Consider the following 4,202-nt stretch of genomic DNA (forward strand, 5'->3'; position numbering starts at 1 on the left):
TTTGGATCGATGGGATAGCCCAAAAACGCCCCTAGCTTGGTTTGTGGCCAGCCTAACAAGGCAGTCCGGACAAACCTGATCTCATCCGGCGTAGGCAGCACAAATTCAGACGAATAACGGTGGTGGACACAGGGCCGTGTTTTGAACTCCTCGATAGAGCAATTCAGTCCAGTGACATCGTAGATAGCTTTTTGTTCAGACATAATAAGGCTCCAGCCGCCCCGTCAGGGGCGGCGCAGTGTTTAAATTAATCCCCGTTCTGCAAATGACACACTGTATTCACCGGCGACCACGACATGATCCAGAACCCGGATCTCAACGAAATCCAGCGCGGCCTGCAGCCGTTCGGTGATTTGGATATCTGCACGACTTGGTTCGGCGATACCGGACGGGTGATTGTGAGCCAGTATCACAGCAGCGGCGTTATATTTCAGGGCGGTTTTGACCACTTCACGCGGATACACGGCGGCAGAATCAATAGTGCCGTGAATAAGGTCAACGGTGTCGATAACCCGATGCTGATTATCCAGCAGGATCATGGCAAAAGTTTCATGCTCATGCGTGGCAAAGCGAGTTGTCAGAAACTCGACAACCATCTCGGGGCTGCTCAGCAAATCCAGACGAGTGAAGCGGCGAGCGATAATGCTGTGAGCCAGCGCGATAATCTGTTTTTCTCTTTCAGTGAACATACAGGCAATCCTGTTTTTTGGGTCCAGGCCAATCCCGGACCACAAAACAATTATACCATACCAACGGGACGGTTAAAGTATTTTCACCTTGATAACTAAAATAAAGGTAATAGGCGGGTATCCCGCCTATTCGTTATTTATTTATGCTGTGATATCTGGCGATAACAGTGTTTTGCCATTGCCTCTCTGACCCAAAATGCTTTTTGCATCAGGAGGGTGATGGCCTGTTCGGCTGGCATATGAGGGATGTCCATTAGACGGATCCCCCGCTTTTTGTTACTGTGAGTTGTCATGTTTACTCCTGGAACGGGTTTACGTGCTGCCCCCTGTTAGCGCAGGGGGTTTTCTTTTTGCACAACGGGTATGCCTGTTATTACGAGCTGGGTATATCCGTGTATAAACACCATACCGTACCAGCGGTATGGTTAGGTTGATTGAGATCACAATTCTGACCAGATAGCAGCAAGTAGCGGCTGGGCGTTGAGGAGCGGCATCTTTTCGCTGCGACGAACAAGCCAGCAGGCAAGCGATAGCGCGGCAGTTACCTCCCTGATGCCTATTTCATGCACAGCTAATGGGGTCACTTTTGCACCGATTTTGTGGATAACTTTCACTCACCTGTCCCGCCGAACTTTCCGTGAACCACTGACCAGAATTGAAAAAGGGGCCTTTATGGCCCCTCTCTTTTGTTGTACTCTCTCTGTTTAGTGTCGTTAATCGGGATTTTACAGTTAATGCCAAAGGCGATTGTTGTTGAAGATCCGCAGCTGACCCATGCCGTTGCAGTGGCCAAGGTATCGAGCCCAGAAAATGGGCTCAGGGATGCCGCCTTGCTGCTCTGCTGTTTCGGCACCGGCATGAAGCCCACCGAGCTTGCGCAACTGTGCGTGAGTGATTATCTATCCCCTGGTGGTGAACCGCTGGTCGAAACTGTGCTCAGGCCGGAGATTGCATTTAACGGGCGGGCTCGCCCCCTGTGCTGGGTCAACAAGAAGCTGATAGCCGCGATTGATGAGCACCTTGCAGATCGGTTCAAGCGAGGACATGGCATCACCGGCAGGCTAACGGCCTATCGGGGACTCGACCCGCAGAGCGGGCTGTTTGCACTGGGCAGCCGCTCAAACTGACCCGCATCGAGCGTGATGGTCGGGTGAGCTATAGGGCCGACCAGCTGACCGCCCTGATTACTCGCCTGTTCGCTCAGGCTGGCATTGAGGGGGCAACGGCCCAATCTGCCCGCCGAACGCTGGCTGTGAAGCTCAAGCGCCAGGGCATAGACGAACGCCACATAGGCGAGATCTTGGGGATGACCAGCATCAAGGCCATTAAGACGCTGTGCGACACTGATCCGGTTCGCTTAGGTGACCTGATAAGGCGAGTCGTTTGATGGCAACAATCACTAGATATTTTGTCTGCGCAGCTTCAATTGACAACTATATACAGTGTTTCTAAATCGAAGAGGGGTCAGCAAATGGCAGTGATAGTTAAGAAAGCGGAGAAGGTGCGGATCACCTGTGAGTCATTGCAACCTGGATTCACCTTTGAGCAGTTCCTGGCAGCATTTCAAGAGTGTATCCCAAGGAATGGGACAAGGTAGTGCGGGAGTATAAGGAGCACGATCGCAAGACGAAACCAGGCAAGAGCCACCCGATGCCGCGGCCAGATCAGTATATGCGGAATGCGCTGAATGCGCATATCTCAAAAACCGCCGAAACGCTGTCTTAGACGACATTTTAAAGGACTACTTATGCACATTGAATCTATCCATCTTAAAAATTTCAAAAGCTTTCGGGATACAAGAATGAATAAAATCCCGAAGTTTTGTGTATTAATTGGTGCTAATGGAACAGGGAAGTCCACTCTATTTGCTGTGTTTGAGTTTCTTAAAGAAGCATTAAACGGGAATATCAATACAGCCTTGATGAAAGTGGGGGGAAGTAGAGGGTTTCATGAGGTTCGTAGTCGAGGCTCTAGTGGGAACATAGAAATAGAATTGAAGTTTCGTGAGGCCGATGATCGCCCCCTAATCACCTATTACTTGGAGATTGGAGAGGAAAATGGGCGAGCCGTTGTTGCCCGTGAACTTTTAAAGTATCGTCGAGGAAGTAGCGGTCAACCGTGGCATTTTTTAGATTTTCGCTGTGGAAAAGGTGAAGCCATCATCAATGAGTTAGCATCGATGAATGACCAACAAGAGATGCAACGTGAACCACAAGAGCTACGCTCTCCTGATATACTCGCAGTGAAAGGGTTAGCACAGTTTGCCCGTTTTCCCGCAGTTATGGCCTTAGGGCGGCTAATTGAAAATTGGCATATTTCAGATTTTCATATAAGTAAAGCTAGACCTGAGCAAGAGGCTGGTTTTGCTGATCACCTTTCTCGTGAAGGTGAAAATCTTGCGTTAGTTACTGAGTATTTATATCGTTCTCATCCAGATGTTTTTACTCAGGTTTTAACTAGATTGGCTGAGCGTGTCCCTGGCATTACTAAAGTGGAAGCTAAAACAACAGAAGAAGGTCGGGTTATGTTACGTTTTCAAGATGGGGCTTTTGAAGATCCATTTTTGGCACGTTATGTATCAGATGGCACGATTAAAATGTTTGCCTATTTAATTTTGTTATATGATCCTGCCCCACATGAATTACTGTGTGTGGAGGAGCCTGAAAATCAGCTTTATCCTTCATTGCTAACAGAACTGGCAGAGGAGTTTCGAGCATATGCTACTCGAGGTGCTCAAGTTTTTGTATCTAGCCACTCCCCTGATTTCCTCAACGCAATTGAACTCAGTGAAGCCTATTATCTTGTGAAACGGAATGGAGCGACAGAGATAAAACGAGCCGAAGATGATTCCCAGATAAAAGCCTACATGGATGATGGTGATAAACTTGGCTACCTTTGGAAACAAGGTTTCTTTCAAGGAGTCGATCCGCAATGATTCCATTTGTTTTTTTTCTTGAGGAAGCCTCAGCTAAGGCTATGTTAGAAGGGGTTCTTCCACGTCTACTACCGAATGTGACTGCTCGCTATGTTGTTTTTGAAGGTAAACAAGATTTAGAAAGACAGTTAGTGAGAAAAATGCGGCTATGGCAAGAAGACGCACATTTTATAGTGATGCGTGATCAAGATAGTGGTGATTGCTATCAAATTAAAGACCGGTTGCTTAACTTGAGTCGAGAAGCTGGGCGACTGAATGCTCTTGTACGTATTGCGTGTAAAGAGCTAGAGAGTTTTTATCTGGGCGATTTAAATGCTGTAGAACAGGGATTAGGGCTCACTGGTTTAGCGAGAAGGCAGCAAGTTGCTAAGTTTCGCAATCCAGATTCACTGAATAATGCAGCTGAAGAGTTAAAAAAAATCACCAATAAAACCTATCAAAAAGTAAGTGGTTCAAGGGCAATTTCACCATTTTTGGTTCTTGATGACAGGCATTGTTCAACCAGTTTTAAAGCCTTGATTAATGGATTGAGGCACTTGGTTAACAATGCTTGATGGATTTGAATCGCCCCCAGTTCC

The 4,202-nt window shown here is 47.5% G+C and carries 6 protein-coding genes and 1 pseudogene; 4 read left to right on the plus strand and 3 right to left on the minus strand.

Annotated features, from left to right (window positions below):
* From AXW79_RS14205 to AXW79_RS22970, 3 genes and pseudogenes are all read right to left on the minus strand, one after another.
* Nucleotides 1-203: pseudogene (locus tag AXW79_RS14205) on the minus strand (DNA repair protein); the annotation flags it as partial.
* 39 nt (nt 204-242) lie between these two features.
* On the minus strand, nt 243-689 hold the full coding sequence (gene radC / locus AXW79_RS14210) for a RadC family protein (protein WP_043145167.1): 447 nt from the start codon (nt 687-689) through the stop codon (nt 243-245).
* A 440-nt stretch (nt 690-1,129) separates the two neighbouring features.
* The gene (locus tag AXW79_RS22970; RefSeq protein ID WP_155395623.1) at nt 1,130-1,303 is read right to left on the minus strand and encodes a hypothetical protein; all 174 of its coding nucleotides are present in this window, start codon (nt 1,301-1,303) and stop codon (nt 1,130-1,132) included.
* Between the two features lie 120 nt (nt 1,304-1,423).
* On the opposite strand from AXW79_RS22970, the gene AXW79_RS23455 reads away from it, so the two are divergent.
* From AXW79_RS23455 to AXW79_RS22335, 4 genes are all read left to right on the plus strand, one after another.
* Nucleotides 1,424-1,816: a site-specific integrase gene (locus tag AXW79_RS23455; RefSeq protein WP_198519302.1), complete on the plus strand. Its 393-nt coding sequence runs from the start codon at nt 1,424-1,426 to the stop codon at nt 1,814-1,816.
* A 23-nt stretch (nt 1,817-1,839) separates the two neighbouring features.
* Nucleotides 1,840-2,076 carry a hypothetical protein gene (locus tag AXW79_RS23460; protein ID WP_197668931.1) on the plus strand — a complete coding sequence of 79 codons (237 nt, stop codon included), beginning with the start codon at nt 1,840-1,842 and terminating at the stop codon, nt 2,074-2,076.
* A 360-nt stretch (nt 2,077-2,436) separates the two neighbouring features.
* The gene (locus AXW79_RS22330; protein WP_011898723.1) at nt 2,437-3,624 is read left to right on the plus strand and encodes an AAA family ATPase; all 1,188 of its coding nucleotides are present in this window, start codon (nt 2,437-2,439) and stop codon (nt 3,622-3,624) included.
* Nucleotides 3,621-4,178 (plus strand): DUF4276 family protein, encoded by a 558-nt coding sequence (locus AXW79_RS22335; RefSeq protein WP_011898722.1) that lies wholly within the window; start codon nt 3,621-3,623, stop codon nt 4,176-4,178. Before AXW79_RS22330 ends, AXW79_RS22335 begins: the two co-directional genes overlap by 4 nt.
* Nucleotides 4,179-4,202: the final 24 nt, after the last annotated feature.

Origin of the sequence: Aeromonas salmonicida subsp. salmonicida (assembly GCF_001643305.1) — a bacterium.
Classification (GTDB): Bacteria; Pseudomonadota; Gammaproteobacteria; order Enterobacterales; family Aeromonadaceae; genus Aeromonas; species Aeromonas salmonicida.